Annotated in this window: 23 protein-coding genes and 1 tRNA gene; 8 read left to right on the top strand and 16 right to left on the bottom strand. The window is 62.1% G+C overall.

The features are described from left to right. Window positions 1-54 precede the first annotated feature (54 nt). The 3 genes from AB9K34_RS19485 to ctaD all read right to left on the bottom strand — a co-directional run bounded on the left by AB9K34_RS19485 (window position 55) and on the right by ctaD (window position 3185). Window positions 55-534: a DUF2244 domain-containing protein gene (locus tag AB9K34_RS19485; RefSeq protein ID WP_369956134.1), complete on the bottom strand. Its 480-nt coding sequence runs from the start codon at window positions 532-534 to the stop codon at window positions 55-57. A 97-nt stretch (window positions 535-631) separates the two neighbouring features. Beyond that, complete coding sequence (locus AB9K34_RS19490; RefSeq protein WP_369956135.1) at window positions 632-1354, bottom strand: STAS/SEC14 domain-containing protein; 723 nt, start codon at window positions 1352-1354, stop codon at window positions 632-634. 157 nt (window positions 1355-1511) lie between these two features. After that, the gene (gene ctaD / locus AB9K34_RS19495; RefSeq protein WP_369956136.1) at window positions 1512-3185 is read right to left on the bottom strand and encodes a cytochrome c oxidase subunit I; all 1674 of its coding nucleotides are present in this window, start codon (window positions 3183-3185) and stop codon (window positions 1512-1514) included. A gap of 251 nt (window positions 3186-3436) precedes the next feature. On the opposite strand from ctaD, the gene AB9K34_RS19500 reads away from it, so the two are divergent. Then, entirely contained in the window at window positions 3437-3856 is a 420-nt protein-coding gene (locus tag AB9K34_RS19500; RefSeq protein WP_369956137.1) for an HIT family protein, read from the top strand. Window positions 3857-3940: 84 nt separating this feature from the next. Here the strand turns inward: AB9K34_RS19500 and lipB are convergent, their stop codons facing one another. Continuing rightward, window positions 3941-4615, bottom strand: a complete 675-nt coding sequence (lipB, locus tag AB9K34_RS19505; protein WP_369956138.1) for a lipoyl(octanoyl) transferase LipB — start codon at window positions 4613-4615, stop codon at window positions 3941-3943. A gap of 128 nt (window positions 4616-4743) precedes the next feature. Between lipB and AB9K34_RS19510 the strand changes: the two genes are divergently transcribed. After that, window positions 4744-4830, top strand: a tRNA-Leu gene (locus AB9K34_RS19510). A gap of 731 nt (window positions 4831-5561) precedes the next feature. On the opposite strand, the gene AB9K34_RS19515 is transcribed toward AB9K34_RS19510, so the two are convergent. Further along, complete coding sequence (locus tag AB9K34_RS19515) at window positions 5562-6188, bottom strand: J domain-containing protein (protein WP_369956139.1); 627 nt, start codon at window positions 6186-6188, stop codon at window positions 5562-5564. Between the two features lie 107 nt (window positions 6189-6295). Here AB9K34_RS19515 and AB9K34_RS19520 point away from each other — a divergent pair, with 107 nt between their 5' ends. After that, window positions 6296-6553, top strand: coding sequence for a BolA family protein (locus tag AB9K34_RS19520; RefSeq protein ID WP_369956140.1), 258 nt, complete (start codon window positions 6296-6298; stop codon window positions 6551-6553). A gap of 204 nt (window positions 6554-6757) precedes the next feature. Here AB9K34_RS19520 and AB9K34_RS19525 read toward each other — a convergent pair whose 3' ends face one another. The 6 genes from AB9K34_RS19525 to pepN all read right to left on the bottom strand — a co-directional run bounded on the left by AB9K34_RS19525 (window position 6758) and on the right by pepN (window position 12559). After that, entirely contained in the window at window positions 6758-7159 is a 402-nt protein-coding gene (locus AB9K34_RS19525) for a DUF4177 domain-containing protein (RefSeq protein WP_369956141.1), read from the bottom strand. A gap of 67 nt (window positions 7160-7226) precedes the next feature. After that, window positions 7227-7703, bottom strand: a complete 477-nt coding sequence (locus AB9K34_RS19530; RefSeq protein WP_369956142.1) for a thioesterase family protein — start codon at window positions 7701-7703, stop codon at window positions 7227-7229. 129 nt (window positions 7704-7832) lie between these two features. Continuing rightward, complete coding sequence (gene gatB, locus AB9K34_RS19535) at window positions 7833-9344, bottom strand: Asp-tRNA(Asn)/Glu-tRNA(Gln) amidotransferase subunit GatB (protein ID WP_369956143.1); 1512 nt, start codon at window positions 9342-9344, stop codon at window positions 7833-7835. A gap of 76 nt (window positions 9345-9420) precedes the next feature. Further along, window positions 9421-9807 carry a hypothetical protein gene (locus AB9K34_RS19540; RefSeq protein ID WP_369956144.1) on the bottom strand — a complete coding sequence of 129 codons (387 nt, stop codon included), beginning with the start codon at window positions 9805-9807 and terminating at the stop codon, window positions 9421-9423. Between the two features lie 44 nt (window positions 9808-9851). Further along, complete coding sequence (locus tag AB9K34_RS19545; RefSeq protein WP_369956495.1) at window positions 9852-10007, bottom strand: SDR family oxidoreductase; 156 nt, start codon at window positions 10005-10007, stop codon at window positions 9852-9854. After that, a complete protein-coding gene (gene pepN / locus AB9K34_RS19550) occupies window positions 10004-12559 on the bottom strand; it encodes an aminopeptidase N (RefSeq protein WP_369956145.1) in 2556 nt (851 codons plus the stop codon). Before pepN ends, AB9K34_RS19545 begins: the two co-directional genes overlap by 4 nt. 234 nt (window positions 12560-12793) lie before the next feature. Here pepN and AB9K34_RS19555 point away from each other — a divergent pair, with 234 nt between their 5' ends. The 4 genes from AB9K34_RS19555 to AB9K34_RS19570 all read left to right on the top strand — a co-directional run bounded on the left by AB9K34_RS19555 (window position 12794) and on the right by AB9K34_RS19570 (window position 17141). After that, the gene (locus AB9K34_RS19555; RefSeq protein WP_369956146.1) at window positions 12794-14941 is read left to right on the top strand and encodes a malate synthase G; all 2148 of its coding nucleotides are present in this window, start codon (window positions 12794-12796) and stop codon (window positions 14939-14941) included. A gap of 326 nt (window positions 14942-15267) precedes the next feature. Further along, window positions 15268-15726 (top strand): hypothetical protein, encoded by a 459-nt coding sequence (locus tag AB9K34_RS19560; RefSeq protein ID WP_369956148.1) that lies wholly within the window; start codon window positions 15268-15270, stop codon window positions 15724-15726. 93 nt (window positions 15727-15819) lie between these two features. Continuing rightward, a complete protein-coding gene (locus AB9K34_RS19565) occupies window positions 15820-16245 on the top strand; it encodes a heme-binding protein (RefSeq protein ID WP_369956150.1) in 426 nt (141 codons plus the stop codon). 125 nt (window positions 16246-16370) lie between these two features. After that, window positions 16371-17141, top strand: coding sequence for a gamma-glutamyl-gamma-aminobutyrate hydrolase family protein (locus AB9K34_RS19570; protein ID WP_369956151.1), 771 nt, complete (start codon window positions 16371-16373; stop codon window positions 17139-17141). Between the two features lie 23 nt (window positions 17142-17164). Here the strand turns inward: AB9K34_RS19570 and AB9K34_RS19575 are convergent, their stop codons facing one another. Further along, entirely contained in the window at window positions 17165-19402 is a 2238-nt protein-coding gene (locus tag AB9K34_RS19575) for a molybdopterin cofactor-binding domain-containing protein (RefSeq protein ID WP_369956152.1), read from the bottom strand. A 3-nt stretch (window positions 19403-19405) separates the two neighbouring features. Beyond that, complete coding sequence (locus tag AB9K34_RS19580; RefSeq protein ID WP_369956153.1) at window positions 19406-19870, bottom strand: (2Fe-2S)-binding protein; 465 nt, start codon at window positions 19868-19870, stop codon at window positions 19406-19408. A 105-nt stretch (window positions 19871-19975) separates the two neighbouring features. Between AB9K34_RS19580 and AB9K34_RS19585 the strand changes: the two genes are divergently transcribed. Continuing rightward, a complete protein-coding gene (locus AB9K34_RS19585; protein ID WP_369956155.1) occupies window positions 19976-20557 on the top strand; it encodes a TetR/AcrR family transcriptional regulator in 582 nt (193 codons plus the stop codon). 11 nt (window positions 20558-20568) lie between these two features. On the opposite strand, the gene kynA is transcribed toward AB9K34_RS19585, so the two are convergent. From kynA to AB9K34_RS19600, 3 genes are read right to left on the bottom strand one after another with little or no spacing between them, the layout of a single operon-like run. Then, on the bottom strand, window positions 20569-21402 hold the full coding sequence (gene kynA / locus AB9K34_RS19590) for a tryptophan 2,3-dioxygenase (RefSeq protein WP_369956156.1): 834 nt from the start codon (window positions 21400-21402) through the stop codon (window positions 20569-20571). Between the two features lie 58 nt (window positions 21403-21460). After that, window positions 21461-22654 carry a kynureninase gene (gene kynU, locus AB9K34_RS19595; RefSeq protein WP_369956158.1) on the bottom strand — a complete coding sequence of 398 codons (1194 nt, stop codon included), beginning with the start codon at window positions 22652-22654 and terminating at the stop codon, window positions 21461-21463. Window positions 22655-22703: 49 nt separating this feature from the next. Continuing rightward, a complete protein-coding gene (locus AB9K34_RS19600) occupies window positions 22704-23456 on the bottom strand; it encodes an SDR family NAD(P)-dependent oxidoreductase (protein WP_369956160.1) in 753 nt (250 codons plus the stop codon). Window positions 23457-23561 lie beyond the last annotated feature (105 nt).

The following is a 23561-nucleotide window of genomic DNA, read 5'->3' on the forward strand; positions in this document are numbered from 1 at the left end:
GCCGGTTGCCATGATTCGCGCGAATCGCGAACATAGCGATGACGGATGCGCTGGTCAGGGACGCAGCGCCCGGTCCAATTCTTCGAACAGGGTGATCCGTTCGTCTTCTGACAGGAACGCGCCGATCTCGACCTCGCGACCTGCCCCCTTGAGCGTCACATAGTGTGGCACCGGACCGTCGGTTTCGTGCATTTGCGTGGTCGCCCAATAGCGGTTGCACTGCCATTCCTGCGCCGGGCTGCGCGGGTTGTGCCGGACAAGATGGGCGTGGCTTTCGGTGAGCGTCAGGATCTCGAGGACCTGCGCATCGCGACGGTTGCGTTCAAGCGCGTACCAGAGACCGGCAACGGCCAACATCAGAAAGGGCAGCAGGCCCCACAACACGACGCTTCCCAATACCGGCAGAAGCGGCAACAGGATCAACAGGAAGGTGGCGAGGATAAATCCCGCGAAGCCCTTTGGTGGCAATGACTGATGCGGCCAGAGCTGCAACTCCCGGGTGGTGGCGTCGGTATGTGACCAGCTGTAGGGCATCGCGAGGTTCGATCTGGCGATTTGTCATGGGCCGACAAGTGTGACAGGGCGGTTGATTTCAAAGGTCGGCCCGCCCTGTCGTTCTTGTGGCTTGTGATCAGGCAAGCCAGGCTTTGGCGTTTTCGATATCGTCCTCGTCGAAATACCGGCTCTCGGCTGAAATGAAGTAGCGCATGAGTTTCTGTGCCAGTTTCTGCCAGGATTCATCGCCCAGAACGGCGACCTTGGTCGGGATATGGCGGTAATCCCGGATCAGTTTCAGGTGATCGCCAAGCGCGGCGAGACCTTGCCAGCCATCGAACTCGCGCAGATCCAGAAGCAGTTTGAATCGGCCGTGATCGCGGACATAAGCATCCATATCGTCTTCGCCGCGGGCGTAGGCGGCGGTGTCGAGTTTGCCGAGCAGTTGAACATGCAGGACCTGATCCCCGATATCACGCATGTGCAGGCTGCCGAGAGATTCGGTAAGCCAGCGCCGTGCATCGTCCACTTCGTCCAGATCAAAGGTTTCGACGGCACCGGGGAGGGCAAAGCCCATGAACTGCATCGTGTTCTCGATCCAGTCGACATCGGTCACGACGGCGATGCGTTCGAAACCGGCCCAGTGACGCAGGCCGAGCTTGGCGTCTGCCCAGGCGGCCTTGGGCGTAAATCCGGAAAAATCGGGGCCCACGCGCAGCAACAATCGCAAGCGGTCTTCACGCGCGGCAGCCTCGTCCATCGCGGGGGTGAGGGTGCTGGCATATTCTTCTGCGGTCAGCTTGCCGGATATCTGGACCTCCAGTACGCCTTGGGTGGATAGGGGCGAGACGGTAATCATCGGAAACCTCCGTTGCGATGCATGTATAATTGGTAGGGCGGTGATCGGGTTTGCGCAAGACGGTTGCGCGGACCACGGCAAATGAGCGGCGGACGGTGCAACAAAAAAGACCCCGGAAGTTGTCCGGGGTCTCTTGGTCTGTACCTGCCTGAGAGGGCTAGTGCGCGTGGCGCTTGTCCCAGTCTTCCTGCTTGGGCAGGGTTTCGAACGTGTGCTCAGGCGGCGGGCTGGGCAGGGTCCATTCCAGCGTATCCGCATACTCGTTCCAGGGATTGTTTTCGGTCACCTTGGCACCACGGGTGAGCGTGTACCAGATGATTCCGAAGAACAGCAGGAACGAGGCGAAGGACAGGAAGGCACCGATGCTCGACCACCAGTTCCAGTAGGCGAAAGCCTCGGGGTAGTCGATGTAGCGGCGCGGCATACCCTGACGGCCCAGGAAGTGCTGCGGGAAGAATGTCAGGTTGGCCCCGATGAACATCATCCAGAAATGCAGCTTGCCCATGGTTTCAGGATACATGCGCCCGGTCATCTTGGGCAGGTAGAAGTAAATGCCTGCAAAGATGGTGAAGACCGCACCAAGGCTCATCACGTAGTGGAAATGCGCAACCACGTAGTAGGTATCGTGATAGTAGCGGTCCACTGCGGCCTGCGAGAGGACAATCCCGGTCACGCCACCGATGGTGAACAGGAACAGGAAGCCGAAGGCCCAGAGCATCGGTGTCTTGAACTCGATCGAGCCCCGCCACATGGTCGCGATCCAGCTGAACACCTTGACACCCGTGGGCACCGCGATGGTCATGGTCGCGAGCATGAAATAGGCCTGCTGGTTCAGGGTCATGCCAACCGTGTACATGTGGTGCGCCCACACGACGAAGCCGAGGAAGCCGATTGCGATCAGCGCCCAGACCATCGGCAGGTAGCCGAAGATCGGCTTGCGCGCGAAGGTCCCGATGACATGGCTGATCAGGCCAAAGCCGGGGAGGATCACGATGTACACTTCCGGGTGGCCAAAGAACCAGAGGATGTGCTGATACAGGATCGGATCGCCGCCGCCGGCGGGGTCAAAGAAGGTGAACCCGAAGTTGCGGTCCATCAGCAGCATGGTGATCGCACCGGCGAGGACGGGCAGCGACAGCAGGATCAGCCACGCGGTGACGAAGATCGACCAGGCGAACAGCGGCACCTTGAACAGAGTCATGCCCGGCGCACGCATGTTCAGGAATGTGGTGATCATGTTGATCGCACCGAGGATCGACGAGGCACCGGAGACGTGTACCGCGAAGATCGCGAAGTCCATGGACATGCCGCCCTCTTTGACCGAAAGCGGCGGGTAAAGCACCCAGCCGACCCCGGAACCCGCCTGGTCGTTGCCGCCGGGTGCCAGCACCGAGCAGACTGCCAGGGTGGTGCCAAAGACATACAGCCAGAAGGACAGGTTGTTCATGCGCGGGAAGGCCATGTCCGGCGCGCCGATCTGCAAAGGCATGAAATAGTTGCCGAATCCGCCGAACAATGCCGGAATCACGACGAAGAACATCATCAGGATGCCGTGGCCGGTGATCAGCACGTTCCAGAGATGGCCGTTCGGCGTACAGGGCTGCGACGAATCGGCGAAGAGCCGTGCGCCTTCCATGCACATGTGCTGAACGCCGGGCTCCATCAGTTCGATCCGCATGTAGACGGTGAACGCGACAGAGATCAGACCGGCAAATGCGGACACGATCAGGTAGAGTATCCCGATGTCCTTGTGGTTGGTGGACATGAACCAGCGCGTAAAGAAACTGCGCTCGTCCGCGTGCTCGTGACCATGAATGGCTGCGTCGGCCATTTGGCGCCTCCTGTAACAGATGAACACGCGCGGAGTGTCTGGCGCGTGCGAAATTCCTCTCAGGTTTTAGAATGCCTACAGAACGGCTTCAATGGTGGAGTTTGATTTGGATCAAGATAAATTGCCGCGCCCCCCTTGTTTTCCGTGCCGATGCAATGGGCGGTGGTTGCCTCCGGAGGCGTGTGTGGGTTGACCTGCTGCGCCTGACTTCGCACAAAGCGGCAGGCATTGTAAGATACGGGAGCAGGTCGATGACCTATGATGACGACAACATCTTTGCAAAGATCCTGCGGGATGAGATCCCGTCGATCCGGGTCTACGAGGACGACGATACGCTGGTCTTCATGGACATCATGCCGCGCGCCGACGGCCATTGCCTTGTCATCCCAAAGACTCCGTGCCGCAACATCCTCGATGCCGGCGAGGCCGAACTGGCAGCGGTGACGCGAACCGTTCAGAAACTGGCGCGTGCGGTGATGGCCGCGTTCGATGCGACCGGGGTGACAATTCAGCAGTTCAATGAAGCGGATGGAGGACAGGAGGTTTTCCACCTGCATTTCCACGTGTTGCCGCGTCATTCGGATGTCGGCTTGCGCCCGCCGGGAAAGATGGGAGACATGGACGCGATCCGGGCACATGCCGACAGGATTCGCGAGGCGCTCGCCGGTTAGGGGCGCTGCCCCCGCCGCCCTGCGGGCGTCTCCCCCGGAGTATTTTTACAAAGATGAAATGGGAAGCCGCACATCCTGTAACCTTCACGCGGGGCGGGGTGGCGGATTCGATACTCCGAAGATGTCGTCAAAACTGCGTCTGAGAGCGACGTCGAGGTCATGCATCGTGACGGGGTGCCCGAGGTCGACCAGGCTGGTGACGCCGTGCTCGGTGATGCCGCAGGGGACGATCCCGCTGAAATGATCGAGATCCGGTTCGACGTTGATCGAAATTCCGTGAAAGCTGATCCATTTGCGCAAGCGGATGCCGATCGCCGCAATCTTGTCTTCGGCTCTGGCGCCGGTTGCGGTCAGCGGTTTGTCGTCACGAACGACCCAGACGCCGACGCGTCCATCGCGGATGTGTCCGGTGACATTGAATTCGGCAAGCGCCGCGATCACCCAGGCCTCGAGCTGCTGTACAAATCTGCGCACGTCGTGGCCGCGTTTTCCGACGTCAAGCATGACGTAGATCACGCGCTGGCCCGGACCGTGATAGGTGTATTGCCCGCCGCGTTTGGTCGGATACACCGGGAAGCGGTCGGGGTCGGTCAGGTCTTGTGGCCGCGCACTTGTTCCCGCCGTGTAGAGCGGGGGGTGTTCCAGCAGCCAGACGCACTCGGACGCGGTTCCGGCGGCGATGTCGGCGGCGCGCCGCTCCATGAAGGCCACAGCATCGTGGTAGTCGACGCGCGAGTCGGATGTGATCCAGTCCACCATTGTGTCGCTTTAGCGCGGTGCCGACCGGGAGGGAAGGGGGCGTCGATCGGTGAACCGTCACAAAGAGTGAATTTGCCCCTTCACAAGGTGTCGTGCTTGGTCTATAGCCCGCCCACCAGCCCTGACGTGCGGTCGTGGCGGAATTGGTAGACGCGCAGCGTTGAGGTCGCTGTGGGGTAACACCCGTGGAAGTTCGAGTCTTCTCGACCGCACCATCATCAAATACACAGCCATCGCCTAACGTACGCTTAGTGTATGTTTTCCTGACATATCCTCATAAATCTGCTTTTGCTCCGGTCCTCAAGAACGGGTGAAGCGCAGTTTATATCACGCGCAGTTCACGCAAGAGGCGTAAAAATGACGACGTACGGGGAAGCAATAACTGGATGCCAACGGCGGATGTTACCCATGACCGGCCGCAGCAAGCTCTATGCATCATGCAACCCTTCGTCGATATCCCCGGCGGCCAGCGTGTAAAATCACGGAGAGCGGTGGCACTTCGGGCTGTGGCGCGCGTAAACCGATAATGGGCCTCAGACGCCATGTTAAGAACAGCGCCAGCAGAGTGATGTCAGGGCTCGGGTCGACGGGGTAGGCATCAGGATCGTGACGGCGCGTCCGATATGCAGAAAGATGTCGCCGCGCCAGCCAACGTTCTGTCAAACCTTTCAGGGCCGAAGATATGCGGGCGCAGTTGCGAGGTGTCCTAAAGGCCGTCGGGGGCCGGACCGGCGTGATCGGCGGGTTCAGGATCCCCGCCATGCAACCGGGCATCGGGTGCGACCGTAGCTTGGTCGAGGTAATGGGACCCTCTGCCAAAGAATTGTGAAAAACCCATCGCAAATGCCGATGCATCGGCCACCAGCCATCACATCCGACGCGCAACCGTCCCCGCGCGTAAGAGTATGAAAACGTCTGGTAGATTCGGTGCGGGCTGCTGGGCGCGTCAGTCCTTGAAATTGCGGCTGACCTTGATCTGGTCCCAGGCCCAGACGACGAGTTGCAGTTGCTCTTCCTGCGACCGGTCGCCGCCGTTCATGTCCGGGTGCAGCACCTTGATGAGCTTTTTGTAGGCCTTGCGCACTTCCGGCTTGGTCCATGTATCCTTGGCTTCCAGAATCTCGATGGCGCGGCGTTCGGTCGGGGGCAGGCGCCGCCCGGCACCGGCGTTGCGGCCGGGGTTCTGGGTGGCGTTCGCGCCCAGCACCTGATGCGGGTCCTCGATGCCAAGCCGCGCCCAGGCGCGCGCCTCGGGATCGCTGATCGGCTTGGTCGCGCGCTCCCAGACCTTGTCCTTGGTCTGTTGCGCATTGATCTCGGCCTCGGTCGTGCCGTCAAAGAAGTTCCATTTCAGATTATATTCGCGCACGTGCTGCTGGCAGAACCAGTAATAGTCGTCCAGCACGTCCGGCGCCTTGGGCGCGCGGAATTTTCCGGCCTCGGTGCAGCCGGGATGCTCGCATTGGCGGACCGAGGTTTCGGATGCGCCGGACATGCCGCGCCGCCCGCGGGGGTTCTTTTTCTTGGCGGACTTGACTGACATGTCAAAGCCAAACGGGTCTGATTTTGTCATCACGGGAACCTTTGCACGGGCGTCTTTTAGACTCGGAGACCAGAGTTTAAAGTATGTCGCGTGAGATAGAAGAGGGTGCGGCAAAAAAAATGCCGCAAAGTCAGAATATGAGCGTCACCAACGAGATTCGCGAGCGGTTGCAGGCCGCCTTTTCCCCCACCGCGCTGGACATCGTCGATGACAGCGAGCGGCACCGGGGCCATGCCGGCTACCAAGAGGGGGGCGAAAGCCATTTCAACGTGCGGATCCGCTCTGCGGCCTTTCGCGATCAATCCCGGATCGCGCAACACCGTGCGGTCCACGCGGCACTCGGAGCGGACCTTGTCGGTCGTATCCATGCGCTGTCGCTGGATATCGGGGTCTGATGCGGCCCGTTCAAGAGGCGCATTGAAATGACCTGCCCGACCGGACCCGCGAATTCCGTCCCGCTGTGGCAGGCGCGGGGCAGTGTCGGGTCTGTGGACGGCGAGCATCTGTTTGCCTGCGTGCTGAAACCTGCGCAATAACCCGGATCGCGGTGCAGCGCCCCAATGGCGCAGACATGACATGCCCGGGGGCCGACCACGGGATCAGACCGGGTCGCGATCCTTGTCTGGAGAGGCCGGGGCGGTGTCGACGGGCGACACCAGCGGCGGCGTCCGCACGGGTTCTTCCGAACTCACGGGCGGCGCAGGCACGACAACGGGGGCTGCGGTCGCCGGGGTGTCCATCACCGGGGCGACGATGGCCGCATCCTCTTCGAGACCACGGCGAAAGATCAGCAGATTGCGCCAGTTGGTCGCCGACCCCGTCAGCCCCGAGCGTTCCTCGCTCGGCAACAGTTCAGCCCGCAGATATTCCCATCCCGAGGCCGCCATCTCGTTCAGAATCGCCTCGATGGACAAGGCAAACCGTCCTTCCGGCGTCTTGACACCCTTGGATTTCTGCCCTTTCTGCGGGGCAGGGACGACCTTGTATTCATAGCGTGGCATGTCAGTCAGGGATCCCCGGGTTCGTTCTTGGTTTCCTATAACAGCGCGGTTGCGACCAATACCAGCCCTATCGCCGAATGCCGATGCTGCGCCCGGCCCGCTCGGGGCGGAGCAGGTCCGCTTGTGCCGCTGCCATCGCGGCGAATTTTTCGGCAACGTCCGGCGGGAATGGCGCGACCTTTGGCCCGCTCATGTCGATATGCAGTCCCAATGCCTCGCCCGTTGCTGCGAGCCAGCCGTCTTCGTGGTAGAGTTCCTGATAGGTGTGAAAGCTCTTGTCGCCATGATCGACCAGTTGCAGGCTCGCCCGGACCCGGTCGCCCTCGTGCAATTCGCGCACATAGCAGATGTGAAACTCGGCCGTATAGGTGGTAAAGCCGCGCGATTTCGCATAGTCCGGGCCAAGGCCCAATAACGTATAGGCCTCGTCCGCGCAGCTGTCGAACAGCACGTTGTAATAAGCCATGTTCATGTGACCGTTGTAATCGATCCACTCCGGTTTCACGGTCATGACCTTTGACATGAACGGCGCGGTCTGGCTCATCTGGTCTCTCCTACTGATCCTGCTCGCGCGATCCTAGCGCGTGTGCCTTGGCAACGAAACCTGCCCGGGCCCGGCCCTGAAGCTCTGATACACGCCAGCCGCGTGAACGGACCGACGTGAACCGTTGTGTCAGAGACCCAGTTTGGACGCGACGATTTCGTTGACGGCCTTGGGGTTGGCCTTGCCGCCGGTCGCCTTCATCACCTGACCGACGAACCAGCCGGCCAGTTTCGGATTGACCTTGGCCTTTTCCACCTGCGCGGGGTTGGCGGCGATGATTTCATCCACGGCGGTTTCGATGGCGCCGGTATCGGTGACCTGTTTCATGCCGCGCGCTTCGACGATCTCGGCGGGGTCGCCACCTTCGGTATAGACGATCTCAAAGAGGTCCTTGGCAATCTTGCCGGAGATGTCGCCCTTGGTGATCAACGCGATGATGCCGCCAAGCTGCTCGGGCGAGACCGGGCTGTCGGTGATCGCGTGATCCTCTTTCTTGAGCCGTCCGAACAGCTCGTTGATGACCCAGTTCGCCGCCAGCTTGCCGTCACGCCCCTGCGCGACGGCTTCGAAATATGCGGCCGATTCCAGATCGGCGGTCAGCACCGAGGCATCGTAATCGGACAGGCCGAAATCCTTGATGAACCGTGCCTTCTTCTCGTCGGGCAGTTCGGGCAGATTGGCCGCGATGTCATCGACCCAGGCCTGCTCGATTTCCAGAGGCAACAGGTCGGGGTCGGGGAAATAGCGATAATCATGCGCCTCTTCCTTGGACCGCTGGCTGCGCGTCTCGCCTTTGTCGGGGTCGAAGCCACGGGTTTCCTGCTCGACCTCTCCACCACTTTCCAGAATGGCGATCTGGCGGCGCGCCTCGACCTCGATGGCCTGCTGGATAAAGCGCATCGAATTCATGTTCTTGATCTCGCAGCGGGTGCCCAGATGCGAGAAATCCTGAGTTTCCTGGTATTTTTCATAGTCTCCGGGGCGGCAGACCGACACGTTCACATCGGCGCGCAGGTTGCCGTTCTGCATGTTGCCGTCAGACGTCCCCAGATAGCGCAGGATCTGGCGCAGCTTGGTGACATAGGCGGCCGCCTCTTCGGGGCCGCGAATATCCGGGCGGCTGACGATTTCCATGAGCGGTACGCCCGTCCGGTTGAAGTCGATGAAAGACATGTTCGGATCCATATCGTGGATCGATTTGCCCGCGTCCTGCTCGATATGGATGCGTTCGATGCGCACCAGCCGCGCGATCCCGTCACCCATCTCGACCAGCACTTCGCCTTCACCGACAATCGGGTGGTAAAGCTGGGAAATCTGGTAGCCCTGAGGCGAGTCGGGATAGAAATAGTTCTTGCGGTCGAAGGCGCTGGTCAGGTTGATCTTGGCCTTCAGGCCCAGCCCGGTGCGCACCGCCTGCTCGACACAGAATTCGTTGATGACAGGCAACATGCCGGGCATCGCGGCATCCACGAAAGCGACGTTCGAGTTGGGCTCGGCCCCGAAGGTGGTCGAGGCGCCCGAGAACAGTTTGGCATTCGAACTGATCTGTGCATGCACCTCCATGCCGATGACCAGTTCCCAATCGTGCTTGGCCCCGGCAATAGTTTTGGGCTTGGGGGTGGTATAGCTCAGATCCAGCATGGCGTGCCTCTTGTCCAACGTCGCTGCCTTCTAGGACACGGATCAGATCGGGGCAAGAGGGCCGCGCGCCACCGGTTCAGAACACCGTGAAATGCCGGCGTTGCACCGGTATACCGCGCGCTTGCAGCGCAGCTTCAAGGGCGCGGTGCGGCGGTATGGCTTCATAAGGCAGCCGGACCTCCTTGTTGTCGTGCAGACACGCGGTGGCGCGCACCGAGAAATCCCATCGCGTGTCAAGACGCATGTGGTCGATCTCGCCCAGCGTCAGCGCGCCGTGCCGTTTCCCGGTATGCCATTCCAGCCGGTTCCGCGACAGCCGCAGCCCCGCGCGCGTGTCGCGCAGCACATCGACCAGGGCCGGCAGGGTCGGCATCGCGAGCAACATGACAAGCCACCACGCGGCATCGACCATCACGCAAAGGCCGATCAGCACGGCGTAGATCAGGACAAGGGCGATCAGCATGCCCGGTGATCGCCCGCGCCTTTCAAAGATGAGGTCCCTGCTACTCACCGTCCGCTGGTAACTTCGAGACTGCTGCCGGTGACATAGCGGGCCGCGTCGGACAGCAGGTAAAGGATCGCATCGGCCACCTCGTCAGCCGCGCCGTGGCGGCTCCGACACCGGCGCTCGCCCCGGTGACAAGCAGAGCCCTGCGCATCTATTCCGCTCCCCGGATACGGCTCATCATTTCGGTGGTGTCCCGCGACAGCCCCGGCGTTTCGGCGATGCGTTCAAGTTCGGCCCCGATCAGCGACTGGCGCGCGCTGTCATAGCGCCGCCATGTCTGGAAGGCGCTGCACATGCGTGCGGTGGTCTGCGGATTGACCGGATCGAGCCGGATCAGCCAGTCGGCCAGCAGCCGGTAGCCCGATCCGTCGGCGATGTGAAAACCCGCATGGTTCATCGCCAGCGCGCCCAGCGTCGCGCGGAAGCGGTTGGGGTTCTTCCAGTTGAAATCGGGATGCTCGGTCAGGCGCGCCGCGACATCCGCCGCCCGGTCGGGCGCAGCCTGGGCGATCTGCATGCCGAACCACTTGTCGATCACCAGCCGGTCGCCCTGCCATTGCGCGTAAAAGGCGGCGACCTGCTCTTCGCCCTTGCCCGCAGCCAGCAGGCAGCCAAGTGATGACAGCTGCAGCGTCATGTTGTCGGCAACCGCATATTGCTCTGCCGCCTGCGCGCCCCCGTCCAGACGCGTCACCAGTGCCAGTGCCCGTGCGCCAAGCGCGCGCTTGCCGCTCTGGTCCGGGTCCGGGCGATAGGGAGCGTCCACGCGACACTCGGCCATGATGCGCGGCAACACGTCCTGCGCGTGTTGTGCAAGCGCGAGAGCCAGGGTTTCGCTGGCCTGCCAGATGGCATCCGGGTCGGGGGTGGTTCCGGCTTCGGCCAGCGCGTTGGCCAGTTCGGACTGGCTTGGCTGCGCGAGCATCAGCGCCCGGTAGGCCGGGTCCAGCGTGTCGTCGCGCAGAACGGCGAGCATCCCGTCAAGATAGGCTGCGCCCGCCGGCGCCCCGGATGTCGCCATGTCCATCATGGTTTCACGGGCGAGCGTGCGGCCGGCCTCCCACCGGTTGAACGGGTCGGTATCATGCGCCAGCAGGAATGCCCGTTCGGCGGTGTCGGTTTCACGCTCCAGCACGACAGGGGCCGAGAACTCGCGCAGGATCGACGGGACCGGCTTTGCCCCCAGCCCCTCAAAGCGGAAGCTTTGCGTGGCCTCGGTCATCTCCAGCGTCCGGGTGGCCTGTACCTCGTCGCCATTGGGACCGAGCAGGCCGACGCGGATGGGGATGACCTGCGGCTGTGGTTCCGGGGTTGCGGCGCTTGCGCCAAGCGATTGCGAGAAATGCAGCGTATAGGTGCCGTCATCCCATTCTTCCCGCACCGCAAGGCGCGGGGTGCCAGCCTGCGAATACCAGCGTTTGAACTGCGCGAGATCGCGTCCGGTCACGTCCTCGAACACCTTGAGCCAGTCCTCGATCGTGCAGGCCTGCCCGTCATGACGCGCGAAATAGAGATCCAGCGCCTCGGCATAGGCCTGATCGCCAACCAGCCGTTTCAGCATCCCGATGACCTCTGCGCCCTTTTCATACACCGTGGCGGTGTAGAAATTGTTGATCTCCTGAAAGCTCTCGGGCCGCACCGGATGCGCCAGCGGTCCCTGATCCTCGGGGAACTGGCGGGCGCGCAGCTCGATCACGTCCTGGATGCGCTTGACCGGTTCGGAACGCACATCCGAAGTGAACTGCGCATCGCGGAACACGGTCAGCCCCTCTTTCAGGCACAGCTGGAACCAGTCGCGGCAGGTGATGCGATTGCCGGTCCAGTTGTGGAAATATTCGTGCGCGATGATCGCCTCGATCCGCTCGAAATTGGCGTCGGTTGCGGTTTCCGGACTGGCCAGAACGGCCGAGGAGTTGAAAATGTTCAGCCCCTTGTTCTCCATCGCGCCCATGTTGAAATCATCCACCGCGACGATGTTGAACACGTCAAGATCGTATTCGCGGCCATAGACCTCTTCGTCCCATTTCATCGATTTCTTGAGCGCCTCCATGCCGAAGGCGCATTTGTCCTCGTCACCGGCGCGCACATAGAGGTTCAGCTCGACCTCCTTGCCCGAGCAGGTGGTGAAACTGTCGGAATGGGCCAGCAAGTCGCCCGCCACGAGCGCGAAGAGATAGGCGGGTTTGGGCCAGGGATCATGCCAGATCGCGTGCCCTTTGCCCTGAACCTGCGGATTGCCGTTCGAAAGCAGCACCGGGTGCGGTCCCTTGATCTCGACGGTAAACACGCTCATCACGTCGGGCCGGTCGGGATAATAGGTGATCTTGCGGAACCCCTCGGCCTCGCATTGCGTGCAATACATGCCGCCCGACATATAGAGCCCTTCGAGTGCGGTGTTGCCCTGTGGGTCTATCTCGACCTCGCACTCCCATATGAACGATCCCTCCGGCACCGCGCAGGTCAGGCCTTCGTCGATGACATCCGGACTGACGGGCGTGCCGTCGATCGCGGCGCGGATCAGCTTGAGATCTTCGCCATGCAGGAAAAAGCGGTGATCGCGCGCCTCGGGATTCGGCGCAAAGGCGATGCGGCTGGCGACGCGGGTGGCATTCGGCGAGAGATCGAAGGTCAGGTGAACGGACTCGACGACAAATCCGAAGGGCGTGTAATCCTTCAGGAAGATCGTCTGCGGGGCGGTGTCCTTCATGTTGTATCTCCGGAATGCATCAGGTGTTCGCAGGCGACGTTAGGTTCGCCTGCCCCCGGTTGCAACCGGTCGATGAGGCGGGATGAAATCCTGCGTATCGTGGCGGTCTGCATTTGCGCCCGGCGACCCGCTCACTGTGCATGATCCGTATCGTGGTCGCTTGTTGCCTATCGGAAACTTTCAAACTAACTAGCGCTGTATACATTTGTGCACATCTCAGGAAGAGGGACCTTTATGAGCGACAGGACCATGATCGAGGGGCTGCAAATCGCGCCCGAACTGGTGGAGTTCATCGAAAAACGGGCGCTGCCGGGGACGGGTGTCGACGCCGGCAGGTTCTGGGCCGGTCTTGCACGTGTCATGGGTGAGCTGGGGCCGGAAAACCGTGCGCTGCTGGACCGTCGCGCCGAATTGCAGGCCAAAATCGACGCCTGGCATCTGGAGAACCGCGACAAGACCCATGATCACGCGGCCTACACGTCCTTCTTGGAAGAGATCGGGTATCTGCTGCCCGAGGGCGGGGATTTCCAGATCGATACGGATAATGTCGATCCCGAGATCGCCACGGTTCCGGGGCCGCAGCTGGTGGTGCCGATCACCAATGCGCGCTACGCGCTGAATGCCGCGAACGCCCGCTGGGGAAGTCTCTATGACGGGTTTTACGGAACCGATGCGATGGGCAGTACCCCGCCGGTTGGCGGCTATGAGCGGGGTCGCGGCGCGCGCGTCGTGGCGCGGGCGCGCGTGTTCCTGGACGAGGCCTTTCCGATTGTCGGCACCAGCCATGCGGATGTGCGCCGCTATCACGTGCGCGACGGTGCCTTGTTGGTGGATGGTCAGCCGCTGGTAAAGCCCGCGCAGTTCGTCGGTTATCGGGGTGACCCCCGGGCACCGGATGCGGTGGTACTGACGAATAACGGCCTGCATGTGGAACTGGTGTTCGACCGCGCGCATCCCATCGGCTGTCACGACCAGGCCGGCCTTGCCGACGTGCTGATGGAGAGCGCGATCACCGCGATCATGGATTGCGAGGATTCCGTCGCCTGCGTGGACGCCGAGGACAAGGTTCTGGCCTATGGCAACTGGTTGGGGCTGATGCAGGGCGATCTGTCGGCGACGCTCGAGAAGGGCGGCAAGACGGTGACCCGCGCGCTCAATCCCGACCGCGCCTATACCGCGCCCGATGGCAGCGACCTTGCGCTCAAGGGGCGGGCGCTGATGCTGGTTCGCAATGTCGGCCACCTGATGACCAACCCCGCCATTCTGGACGCGGAAGGGAACGAGACATTCGAAGGGCTGATGGATGCGATGGTGACCGTTCTGATCGCCATGCACGATCTGCAACGCGAGGGCGGCAACTCGGTCAGCGGATCGGTCTACGTGGTAAAGCCCAAGATGCACGGGCCGGAAGAGGTCGCTTTTGCGGTCAGGACATTTGACATGGTCGAGGACATACTCGGCCTGCCGCGCAACACCGTAAAGATCGGCATCATGGACGAGGAGCGGCGCACCAGCGTCAACCTGAAGCAGTGTATCGAGGCGGCGAAGAGCAGGGTCTGTTTCATCAATACCGGGTTTCTCGATCGCACCGGGGATGAAATCCATACGTCGATGGAGGCGGGTCCGTTCTCGCGCAAGGATTTCATCAAGCGCAAGGACTGGATCGGCGCCTATGAGGATCGCAACGTCGATATCGGCCTCGAATGCGGGTTGCAGGGAAAAGCGCAGATCGGCAAGGGCATGTGGGCCATGCCCGACATGATGGAAGCGATGCTGGATCAGAAGATCGCGCATCCCCGTGCCGGTGCCAACACCGCCTGGGTTCCCAGCCCGACCGCAGCGACCTTGCATGCGCTGCACTATCACAAGGTCGATGTGTTCGCGGTGCAGGACAGGCTCAGGGCCGGGGGGCGCCGGGCGCATGTGGATGCGGTGCTGACCATTCCGCTGGCGACCTATCGGCGCTGGACGGACGAGCAGAAAATCCGCGAGGTCGAAAACAACGCGCAGGGCATACTCGGATACGTGGTGCGCTGGATCGATCAGGGAGTCGGCTGTTCCAAGGTGCCAGACATCAACAATGTCGGCCTGATGGAAGACCGGGCTACCTGCCGGATTTCGGCCCAGCATATCGCCAACTGGCTGCACCACGGCGTGGTCACCCAGGAGCAGGTCGCCGATGCGATGCGCCGCATGGCCGCGGTGGTCGACGAACAGAACGCAGGGGATCCGCTCTATCGCCCGATGGCGCCGGGGTTTGACGGGATCGCGTTTCAGGCGGCCTGTGATCTGGTGTTTAAGGGGCGCGCGCAGCCAAGCGGTTATACCGAGCCGGTGCTTCATGCCCGCCGTCTTGAGCTGAAAGCCGCCGCTCGCGCATAACTTGCGACCGGGACGCGGGGGCGCGGCGACGCCCTCGCGCTCCCGGATGCCGGTCGTCACGGATCTTGCATCGCATTTCGGCAATACGGAAGGCGCGACTTTGGCAAGTCGCCGCATCGCGCCACCGCCATCCTGTATCGGCATATCTTGCCAACGCGTCGCGCTGACGGAGGGCAGGTCGCAGTCGTGTCGTCACCCGCTTTTCGCAAGGCCGGGCGCGTAAAACTGGACATCCGGAACAGACCAGTTCATAACGGCCCTTCTGCATCATGTGCCGGAAACACGCGGCGGGGTGCGATAAATCTGCCAATATCGAGGACATCAACATGCGAGCAGTGATCATGCTTCCGATTGCGTTTGTTGCCGGATGCAACATGGACGTGAACACTTCGGCGGTGAAGACGGATGTCAGCCGGTACTCTTCGTCAGAGAGGGCGTGCCTTCAATCCGGGTTCGTGAAGGGTACTGCCGAATTCACGCAATGCGTCAGCCTCGGGGCGGCGGTGTCTCAGCAGGTCGAGGCGGAACGCGCACGCGCCCGTGAAGAGGAGACCATCGGCACCGGGCTCGCCGTCGAAATATGTGACGGGCATGCGCGAAGCAGGCTGGAATATCCTGTGCAACAGATCATCTCCAGTTCCGCGAAAGGGGACCATGTCAAAACGATCGATCTTTCCTATCGGATCGACAGGACATCGGAAAATCCCGACATCGTCTATGCAACCAGAGACGTTCGTTGCGTGTTGCGGGGTCGTGACCTCGTGGATATCGATATGGATGTTTGAAGTCTGACGGTTCGGTAACCCGCGTGCGTTGACATCAGCTATTGACGAAAGCGCCACGGCAGATATTCCAGCAGCAAATGGGAGGAACAGGTTATGGCGATTTCACTGCGCAAGGCGCGAACCATCATTCGCAAGGCTCTGGAGAAGGGCCGGGAGCTGGAATTGAAACCGCTGTCGGTGGTGGTTCTGGATGCGGGCGGGCATGTGCAGGCGTTCGAGCGCGAGGATGGTGCGTCGCCGGGACGCTTCGCGATTGCGCATGGCAAGGCGCATGGCGCGGTGATGCTGGGCATGGCGGGAACCGCGCAGATGGCGCGGGCCGAGCAGCAGGCCTATTTCATGGACGCGGTAAATGGGCTTTTCGGCGGGCAGGTGGTGCCGGTGCCGGGCGGCGTGCTGATCCGCGACAAGAAAGGGGCGGTGATCGGTGCGGTCGGTGTAACCGGCGACACCTCGGACAACGATGCGCGGGCCGCACTGGCGGGCATCGAAGCGGCAGGGCTTGACGGCGAAATCTGACGGGCCCGATGCCGGCGCATCGGTGCGTCACGACACACCCGCCTGCGCCGCTACGCAGAGTCGCGGAGTTGCCGTTCGTCACGCGGCGTCCTATTCTTGTGCAAACGCAAAAGACAGGCATTCACATGGCGCGCCCCATCGTCGGCATCATCGGCAACAGCTATCTCATCAATGACGAATATCCGGCCCACGCGGGCGGGTCGCACAACTCCGAAGCGGTGGCCAAGGTGTCCTGCTGCATGCCCATGCTGATCCCGGCGGATCCGCGTTTCCTGTCGGTGGACGAGTTGCTTGAGACCTGCGACGGGTTCCTTCTGACCGGAGGGCGCCCGAACGTGCACCCCGAGGAATACGGCGAGGACGCGACCGAAGCGCATGGCGCGTTTGATCGGGCACGGGATGCGATCACGCTGCCGCTGGTGCGGGCCTGTGTCGAGCGGGGTCAACCGTTTTTCGGTATCTGTCGCGGGTTCCAGGAGGTGAACGTGGCAATGGGGGGAACGCTTCATCCCGAGATCCGCGACCTGCCGGGGCGGATGAACCACCGGATGCCGCCGGATGGCACGCTGGAAGAAAAATTCGCGCTGCGCCACAGGGTCAGCTTTGCCGAAGGGGGCGTGTTCCACGAGCTGTTCGGGACGACCGAGGTCATGACGAACACGTTGCATGGGCAAGGCATCAAGCGAGCCGGGCCGCGCATCGTGATCGACGGCCATGCGCCGGACGGAACACCCGAGGCGATCTATGTCGATGGCGCGCCGGGCTTTACCCTGTCGGTGCAATGGCATCCCGAGTGGGACGCGGCGAATGACCCGGTTTCGCGCCCGTTGTTTACCGCTTTCGGCGATGCGGTCCGCGCCTGGGCGGCGCGCCCGGCCCTGCAAAAGAGCGCCTGAGTCGCGGCGGGCATATTTTGCCCTCAGATCAGAAGGTCGAAATGCTTGTTCAGGGGCAGGTCGCGGGCGCGGGTGCCGGTCAGGTCGAACAGCGCATTGCCCAGTGCCGGCATTGACGGCGGCGTGCCCGGTTCCCCCGCGCCGCTGATATACGCCTTGTTCTCGAGAATGGCGACCTCGGTGACCGGTGCCGTGTGCATCCGGATTGCATCGTAGTCGGGAAAATTGAGTTGCTCGACCTCGCCATCGGAAAATGTGATCTCGCCGTAGCAGGCCGCTGACAGACCATAGTTCATGCCGCCGATCATCTGTGCTTCGACGATGCTGCGGTCGAGCACGATTCCGAGGTCGCAGGCGATCCATGCCTTGTTGATCCGGATCGTGCCGTCTTCGTCGACCACTTCGATGACCTGCGCGACGGGGGTTCCGAAGCTGTAGGTAAAGCCCACGCCGCGTCCGACACCGTCCGGGGTCTTGCCGGTCCAGCCCGACATGTCACGCACCGTTTCAAGGCAGGCCGCCGCCGGTTCCCATTCGGCGCGCGCCATCTGGAGGCGGAAATCGAGGGGGTCGCGCCCGGCGGCATGGGCCATCTCGTCAACGAAACTGTCCAGCAGAAATCCGTTCACCGATGGTCCGACCGATCTCCAGAAGCCGACCGGAACCGCCAGTTCGGCAAGATAGCCCCGGATGCGGAAATTCGGGATCGCGTAGGGCGCGTTGAAGGCGCCGTCTACCGTGATCTTGTCGGGGCCGACCGCAGGGGCACCCAGCCAGCGGCCCATCACCTGATGGTTGCAGGATTGCGCCGCAATGTCGCCGTCGAGCAGCACGGCCTTGCCATCCTGGACAGCGCCGCGAAACCGGCCGATCGCTGCGGGGCGATAGAAATCATGCTGCATGTCCTCTTCCCGTGACCAGGTGACCTGGACCGGGGTATCGGGCATCTCCCGGGCGACCCGCGCGGCGAGCACCGCAAAGTCCACCTCGCCACGGCGTCCGAAACCGCCACCGAGATAGGTGGTGTGCACATCAACGGCTTCGACCTCCAGACCCACCGCATCGGCGCAGTGGCGGGCGGTGAATACCGGTGCCTGGTTGCCAGACCAGATATCGAGCCGTGTTCCAGTATAAAGCGCGGTTGCATTCATCGGTTCCATCGTCGCATGCGCCAGATAGGGCATGCGGTATTCCGCGCGAAGCTCGGTCGCACCTTCCGGGGTCCTGGTCGCATCGCCGTCGTTACGCATGGTCGAATTCGGACCGGCGTCAAAGGCAGAGGCGATCTCGGCAAAAAGCTGATCGGTCTCGGCGGGATAGGGGGCTTCGTCCCATTCCACGTCTATCGCGTCCAGCGCCTGCATCGCGATCCATGTGTTGTTGGCGACAACAGCGACGCCGGTGCCCAGGTCGATGACCTTTTCGACGCCCGGCATCCCGGTGGCCTGCGACGCGTCAAAGCGTATCATGCCGCCGCGCCGGGGAGACATCCGGACAGAGGCGAATTTCATGCCGTCCAGCCGCACGTCGATGCCGAACTCTGCGGTGCCCGTGGTCTTGCCGACCATGTCCACGCGCGGCTGCGACTTGCCCAGCAGTCGCCATTCGGTGGCTGGCCGCAATTCGGCCTCGACCGGATCAAGCGCGGCGGCGGCCACGGCAAGGTCGCCATAGGCAATCTCGGCGCCATCCGGCGCAATGACCTTGCCGTTCGCTGTCCTGAGCGATTGACGATCAACACCGAGACGTTGCGCGGCGGCCTCTTTCAGCGTCTCACGCGCTGATGCCCCCGCCGCACGCATGCGCTCGAACCCGTCGATCATCGAGGTCGATCCGCCGGTGACCTGCATGCCCATGACCTTGCCGAACACGCCGAGCGTTTCGGCGACACCGTGCATGAAGTCGGATTTGTCGTACCCCTTGCCGGGCAGGGCATCACCAACGAGCGCGGTGTTGTAGTAGGCGGTTGCCGCTGGACCGTGCAGGATGCGAACCGCGTCCGGGTCGACGTCGAGCTCTTCTGCGATAAGCGCCGCCCAGGTTGTTCTGACCCCCTGACCCATCTCGGCACGGGGCGCAAACAGGGTCACGCCTTGCTGGTCGATCAGTACGAAAGGATTCAACGCCGCCTCGCCCTCGGCGGGTTTCAGCGGGTTGGGAGCGGGTCGGGAGACATAATATGCCCCGAATGCCACGCCGCCGACGATGGCGGCGGAACCGATCAGAAAGGTCCGGCGGGCGATTTTACCAAAGCTTGCCATGGATCAGGACTCCTGCATCTTGCCGGCGGCGGTGTGAATGGCTGCGCGGATTCGGGGGTAGGTGCCGCACCGGCACAGATTGCCCTGCATCGCGTCGTCGATCTCGGCATCCGTCGGGTCGGGTGTCTCGGCCAGCAGCGCCGCCGCCTGCATGATCTGGCCGGACTGGCAATAGCCGCATTGGGCAACCTGATGTTCGACCCAGGCTTCCTGAATGACCGCCATGGCGTCGGGTGTGCCGATACCCTCGATCGTGGTGACATCGCCCCAGACATCGGACAGCGGCACCTGACAACTGCGTACCGCTTCGCCATCGATATGCACCGTGCAGGCGCCGCAGGCCGCGATGCCGCAGCCGAACTTGGTGCCGGTCAGACCGATTTCGTCCCGCAGCACCCAGAGCAGGGGAACGTCGTCCGGGAGGTCCACCTGATGAGATTTGCCGTTGATGGTGAGTTGGGTTGACATGGCTGGCCCCGATCCTGGCGATTGCTATGACATTTTGACAAATATATCAAAAAATGTCAGAATGTCAATCAGGCGAAAAATCAAGGACGATCAAGGCCTTTTACCATGATGCATGATTCGAACGTTTCCAAACGGGATGCCATTCTCAGGTCGGCATTGCAGGCGTTTTCAACCTACGGGTTTCGCAAGACCTCTATGAACGACATTGCCGACGGTGCGGGAATGTCGCGTGCCGCCGTCTATCAGCATTACAGGAACAAGGACGACATCTTTCGCAGCCTGACGCAGATGTATTACGACAATGCGGCCGGGGATCTTGCGACGGCCCTGAGCGCCGAAAAAACCGTGCCCGAACTGTTGCAGGATGCCTTTGAAACTCAGATCGGTGACATGATCGAAACGCTGGTCAAGTCTCCGCACGGCATGGAACTTCTCGACACCGGCGAAAAAACCACCGCAACCATCAAGCAGACGGGCGAGGATCGGTTGCGCGACATTTACATGCAATGGCTGGAACGGACGGCGGCAGAGGGCCGGATCACGCTGCCAGACACGCCCGAGCAGGTCGCGGATGTCATTATGGTGGGGTTGAAAGGGTTGAAAACCACGGCGAATTCGGTTTCCCAATTGCGGGCAAGGCTTGCGATATTCGCAACACTCATCGCGGGCGGTCTGATGGCAGGCTGAGCGGCGAGCCCTCAGAGACCGGTTCTCAGATGCCAAAGCTCCGGGAACAACTCAACCTCGAGCATCCGCTTGAGATAGCTGATGCCGCCGGTGCCCCCCGTCCCGCGCTTGAACCCGATGACGCGTTCGACGGTGGTGACATGGTTGAAACGCCAGCGGCGGAAATAATCCTCCAGATCGACCAGTTTCTCGGCCAGTTCGTACAGCTCCCAGTGGGTTTGCGGATCGCGATAGACCGTGCTCCAGGCGTCGGCGACCTGCGGGTTCTCGGAATGGGGTTGTTCAAGATCCCGGTTCAGAACCGCGTCAGGCAGGGGAAAACTCTGGTGCAGAGCGGCGAGGGCCACGTCGTACAAGGATGGTTTCGCCAGTTCCGCCGTCAGCAACCTCGTTATGTCGGGGCGATGGGCATGGGGTTTGAGCAGCGCTGTATTGCGGTTGCCCAGCATGAATTCGATCTGGCGATACTGGTGCGACTGGAAACCCGAGGATTGCCCGAGCGCTTCGCGAAACGTGGTGTAATCGCTTGGCGTCATGGTGCGCAGCACGTCCCACGCGCTGTTGAGCTGTTCGAATATGCGCGACACGCGCGACAGCATCTTGAAGGCGGGACGCCGGTCGCAACCTTGCAGCGCCTCCCGCGCCGCTGACAATTCGTGTATCGCCAGCCGCATCCACAATTCAGAGGTCTGATGCTGTATGATGAACAGCATCTCGTCATGTGCCTGCGACAGGGGTTTCTGCGCGTCCAGTATTTGTGACAGGTGCAGGTAGTCGCCATAGGACATGCGCCCGTCGAAAGACATCTGCGCCCCCTCGCGCGAGGGGTCATAGGGATCGGTCATGGTGCCGGCTCCGGTTGCGGGTGAATTGGAAACCGCAAAATCGGGTGGATCGTCGATCTCATGTGACCGCCGCGCGGGTCTTGTATTCGGCGCGGTCCCACAGCCGGTTCTGCATGACATCCCGAATGATCGCGACGGCGGCGCGGACATCGTCGGCGTCGATATAGAGTGGGGTAAAACCAAAGCGCATGATGTCCGGCGCGCGAAAATCGCCGATCACTCCGCGGGCGATCAGGGCCTGCATCGCGGCATAGCCATGCTCAAACCGGAACGAGACCTGGCTGCCACGTCTGGCGGCCTCGCGCGGGCTGGCCAGGGTCAGCATGGGACAGGAGGCTTCGATCTCGGCGATGAACATCTCGCACAGGGCAATCGACGCGGCACGGACATCCTGCATATCCGCCATGTCCCAGATATCCAGCGCAGTTTCCAGCGCGGTCAGCTGGATGATGGGCGGCGTGCCGACGCGCATCCGCTCGATACCCTGACCGGGGCGATAGCTTTGCTCGAACGCGAAGGGCGCATCATGACCCAGCCAGCCGGACAGGGCAGGGACTGCCCGCTCCGCATGACGCGGCGCGACATAGATGAAGGCCGGCGCGCCCGGCCCGCCATTGAGGTATTTGTAGGTACAGCCGACGGCGAAATCGGCTCCGGCCCCGGAAACGTCCACCGGGACCGCACCTGCCGTATGCGCCAGATCCCAGACCGTCATCACGCCGGCGTCATGGGCACGTCGCGTCAACTCCGCCATGTCGTGCAATCGCCCGGTGCGGTAATCAACCTCGGTCAGCATCAGAACCGCAATTTCGTCGTTTATGGCCTCCTCTACCGCGTCCGGATCGACCACGCGCAATTCGTGGCCCCGGCCAAGGCTGCGCAACAATCCCTCGGCCATGTAGAGATCGGACGGGAAGTTGCCGCTGTCACTGAGCACCACGCGACGATCCGGGTTCATGTCGAGCGTGGCGGCAAGGGCCTGATAGACCTTGATCGACAGGGTGTCTCCCAGAACCACCTGGCCCGGTTCGGCCCCGATCAGCTTGCCCACCCGGTCGCCCAGGGCCATCGGCATCGCCATCCATCCGGCCTTGTTCCATCCGGTGATCAGCATCTTGCCCCATTCGTCGCTCAGCATCCGGGCCACCCGCCCCTGTGCCGCCCGGGGCAGCGGGCCCAGCGAGTTGCCATCCAGATACAGCACGCCCTCGGGAATTTCGAACATCGCCTTTGTGGCTGCAAAATCGGTCATTGGTGTTCCCTGGTTGATGGCGCTGCGCAGGTCCGGGCGCGGGCGTTTCTCACATCTGGCCTCCGGCGATTTCGATCACCTGGCCGTTCACGCTCTCCGATCCCGGACGCACGAGCCACATGGCGGCGGCGGCCACCTCTTCGGGCGCGATCAGGCGCTTGTGCCGGTTGGCACCGACCATGACCGCGCGGGCGTCCTCCTCGCTGATCCCGGCGCGCTTGGCGATGTTGCCGGTGTTGCGTTCGACGATCGGCGTATCGACATAGGCGGGGCAAATCGCGTTGAAGGTCATGGGTTTGCCCAAGTAATCCTCGCTCAGTGCCCGCGTCAGTCCGATCAGACCGTGTTTTGACGCGGTATAGCAGGCTGCGCCCGGCAACCCCCTGACCCCGGCAATCGACGCCATCGTGATGACCCGTCCCCAGTCGGTCCCGCGCATGCTGTGCAGGCATTCGCGGATGGTCAGAAATGCGCCATCCAAATTGGTCGCCATCATGTTTCGCCAGAAGTCCAGCGTGGTCTTGTGGACCGCGCGGCCTTCGGCGATGCCGGCATTGGCCACGCAAATCTGCACCGGACCACGGGCATCGACCGCCGCCGCGACCTTGGATATCACGTCGTCTTCGTCGCGCACATCCATCGCCATGCCAAAGAGACCGTCGCTGGCGACCTCGTCGAGCACCTCCTGTCGCCGCCCGGTGATCGTCACCCGTGCGCCTTCTGCCGCAAGCGCCCGCGCGATGGCCAGACCGATCCCGGTGCCGCCGCCGGTGACGATCGCGTGTTTTCCTTCAAGTGTCATGCCGTTCCTCCCTTGCCTCGCTATTACCCTATCGGCTCGCGCTCCGGACACAAGCGCGCCCCGACACAGGGTGCGACGATCGCTACGAATGGCCGGGTGGAAAAG

The organism is Sedimentitalea sp. XS_ASV28, assembly GCF_041224545.1.
Taxonomy (GTDB): domain Bacteria; phylum Pseudomonadota; class Alphaproteobacteria; order Rhodobacterales; family Rhodobacteraceae; genus Sedimentitalea.

Bases quoted from the DNA above. Each gene is read 5' to 3' on its own strand.
- ctaD (WP_369956136.1), bottom strand. From the start codon at position 3,185: ATGGCCGACGCAGCCATTCATGGTCACGAGCACGCGGACGAGCGCAGT.
- kynA (WP_369956156.1), bottom strand. From the start codon at position 21,402: ATGACCGATCCCTATGACCCCTCGCGCGAGGGGGCGCAGATGTCTTTC.
- pepN (WP_369956145.1), bottom strand. From the start codon at position 12,559: ATGAAGGACACCGCCCCGCAGACGATCTTCCTGAAGGATTACACGCCC.
- AB9K34_RS19585 (WP_369956155.1), top strand. From the start codon at position 19,976: ATGATGCATGATTCGAACGTTTCCAAACGGGATGCCATTCTCAGGTCG.
- AB9K34_RS19520 (WP_369956140.1), top strand. From the start codon at position 6,296: ATGAGCGTCACCAACGAGATTCGCGAGCGGTTGCAGGCCGCCTTTTCC.
- AB9K34_RS19565 (WP_369956150.1), top strand. From the start codon at position 15,820: ATGGCGATTTCACTGCGCAAGGCGCGAACCATCATTCGCAAGGCTCTG.
- AB9K34_RS19515 (WP_369956139.1), bottom strand. From the start codon at position 6,188: ATGACAAAATCAGACCCGTTTGGCTTTGACATGTCAGTCAAGTCCGCC.
- AB9K34_RS19530 (WP_369956142.1), bottom strand. From the start codon at position 7,703: ATGAGCCAGACCGCGCCGTTCATGTCAAAGGTCATGACCGTGAAACCG.
- gatB (WP_369956143.1), bottom strand. From the start codon at position 9,344: ATGCTGGATCTGAGCTATACCACCCCCAAGCCCAAAACTATTGCCGGG.
- AB9K34_RS19570 (WP_369956151.1), top strand. From the start codon at position 16,371: ATGGCGCGCCCCATCGTCGGCATCATCGGCAACAGCTATCTCATCAAT.
- AB9K34_RS19490 (WP_369956135.1), bottom strand. From the start codon at position 1,354: ATGATTACCGTCTCGCCCCTATCCACCCAAGGCGTACTGGAGGTCCAG.
- AB9K34_RS19555 (WP_369956146.1), top strand. From the start codon at position 12,794: ATGAGCGACAGGACCATGATCGAGGGGCTGCAAATCGCGCCCGAACTG.
- kynU (WP_369956158.1), bottom strand. From the start codon at position 22,654: ATGACCGATTTTGCAGCCACAAAGGCGATGTTCGAAATTCCCGAGGGC.
- AB9K34_RS19485 (WP_369956134.1), bottom strand. From the start codon at position 534: ATGCCCTACAGCTGGTCACATACCGACGCCACCACCCGGGAGTTGCAG.
- AB9K34_RS19600 (WP_369956160.1), bottom strand. From the start codon at position 23,456: ATGACACTTGAAGGAAAACACGCGATCGTCACCGGCGGCGGCACCGGG.
- AB9K34_RS19580 (WP_369956153.1), bottom strand. From the start codon at position 19,870: ATGTCAACCCAACTCACCATCAACGGCAAATCTCATCAGGTGGACCTC.
- AB9K34_RS19575 (WP_369956152.1), bottom strand. From the start codon at position 19,402: ATGGCAAGCTTTGGTAAAATCGCCCGCCGGACCTTTCTGATCGGTTCC.
- AB9K34_RS19560 (WP_369956148.1), top strand. From the start codon at position 15,268: ATGCGAGCAGTGATCATGCTTCCGATTGCGTTTGTTGCCGGATGCAAC.
- AB9K34_RS19525 (WP_369956141.1), bottom strand. From the start codon at position 7,159: ATGCCACGCTATGAATACAAGGTCGTCCCTGCCCCGCAGAAAGGGCAG.
- AB9K34_RS19500 (WP_369956137.1), top strand. From the start codon at position 3,437: ATGACCTATGATGACGACAACATCTTTGCAAAGATCCTGCGGGATGAG.
- AB9K34_RS19540 (WP_369956144.1), bottom strand. From the start codon at position 9,807: ATGCTGATCGCCCTTGTCCTGATCTACGCCGTGCTGATCGGCCTTTGC.
- lipB (WP_369956138.1), bottom strand. From the start codon at position 4,615: ATGGTGGACTGGATCACATCCGACTCGCGCGTCGACTACCACGATGCT.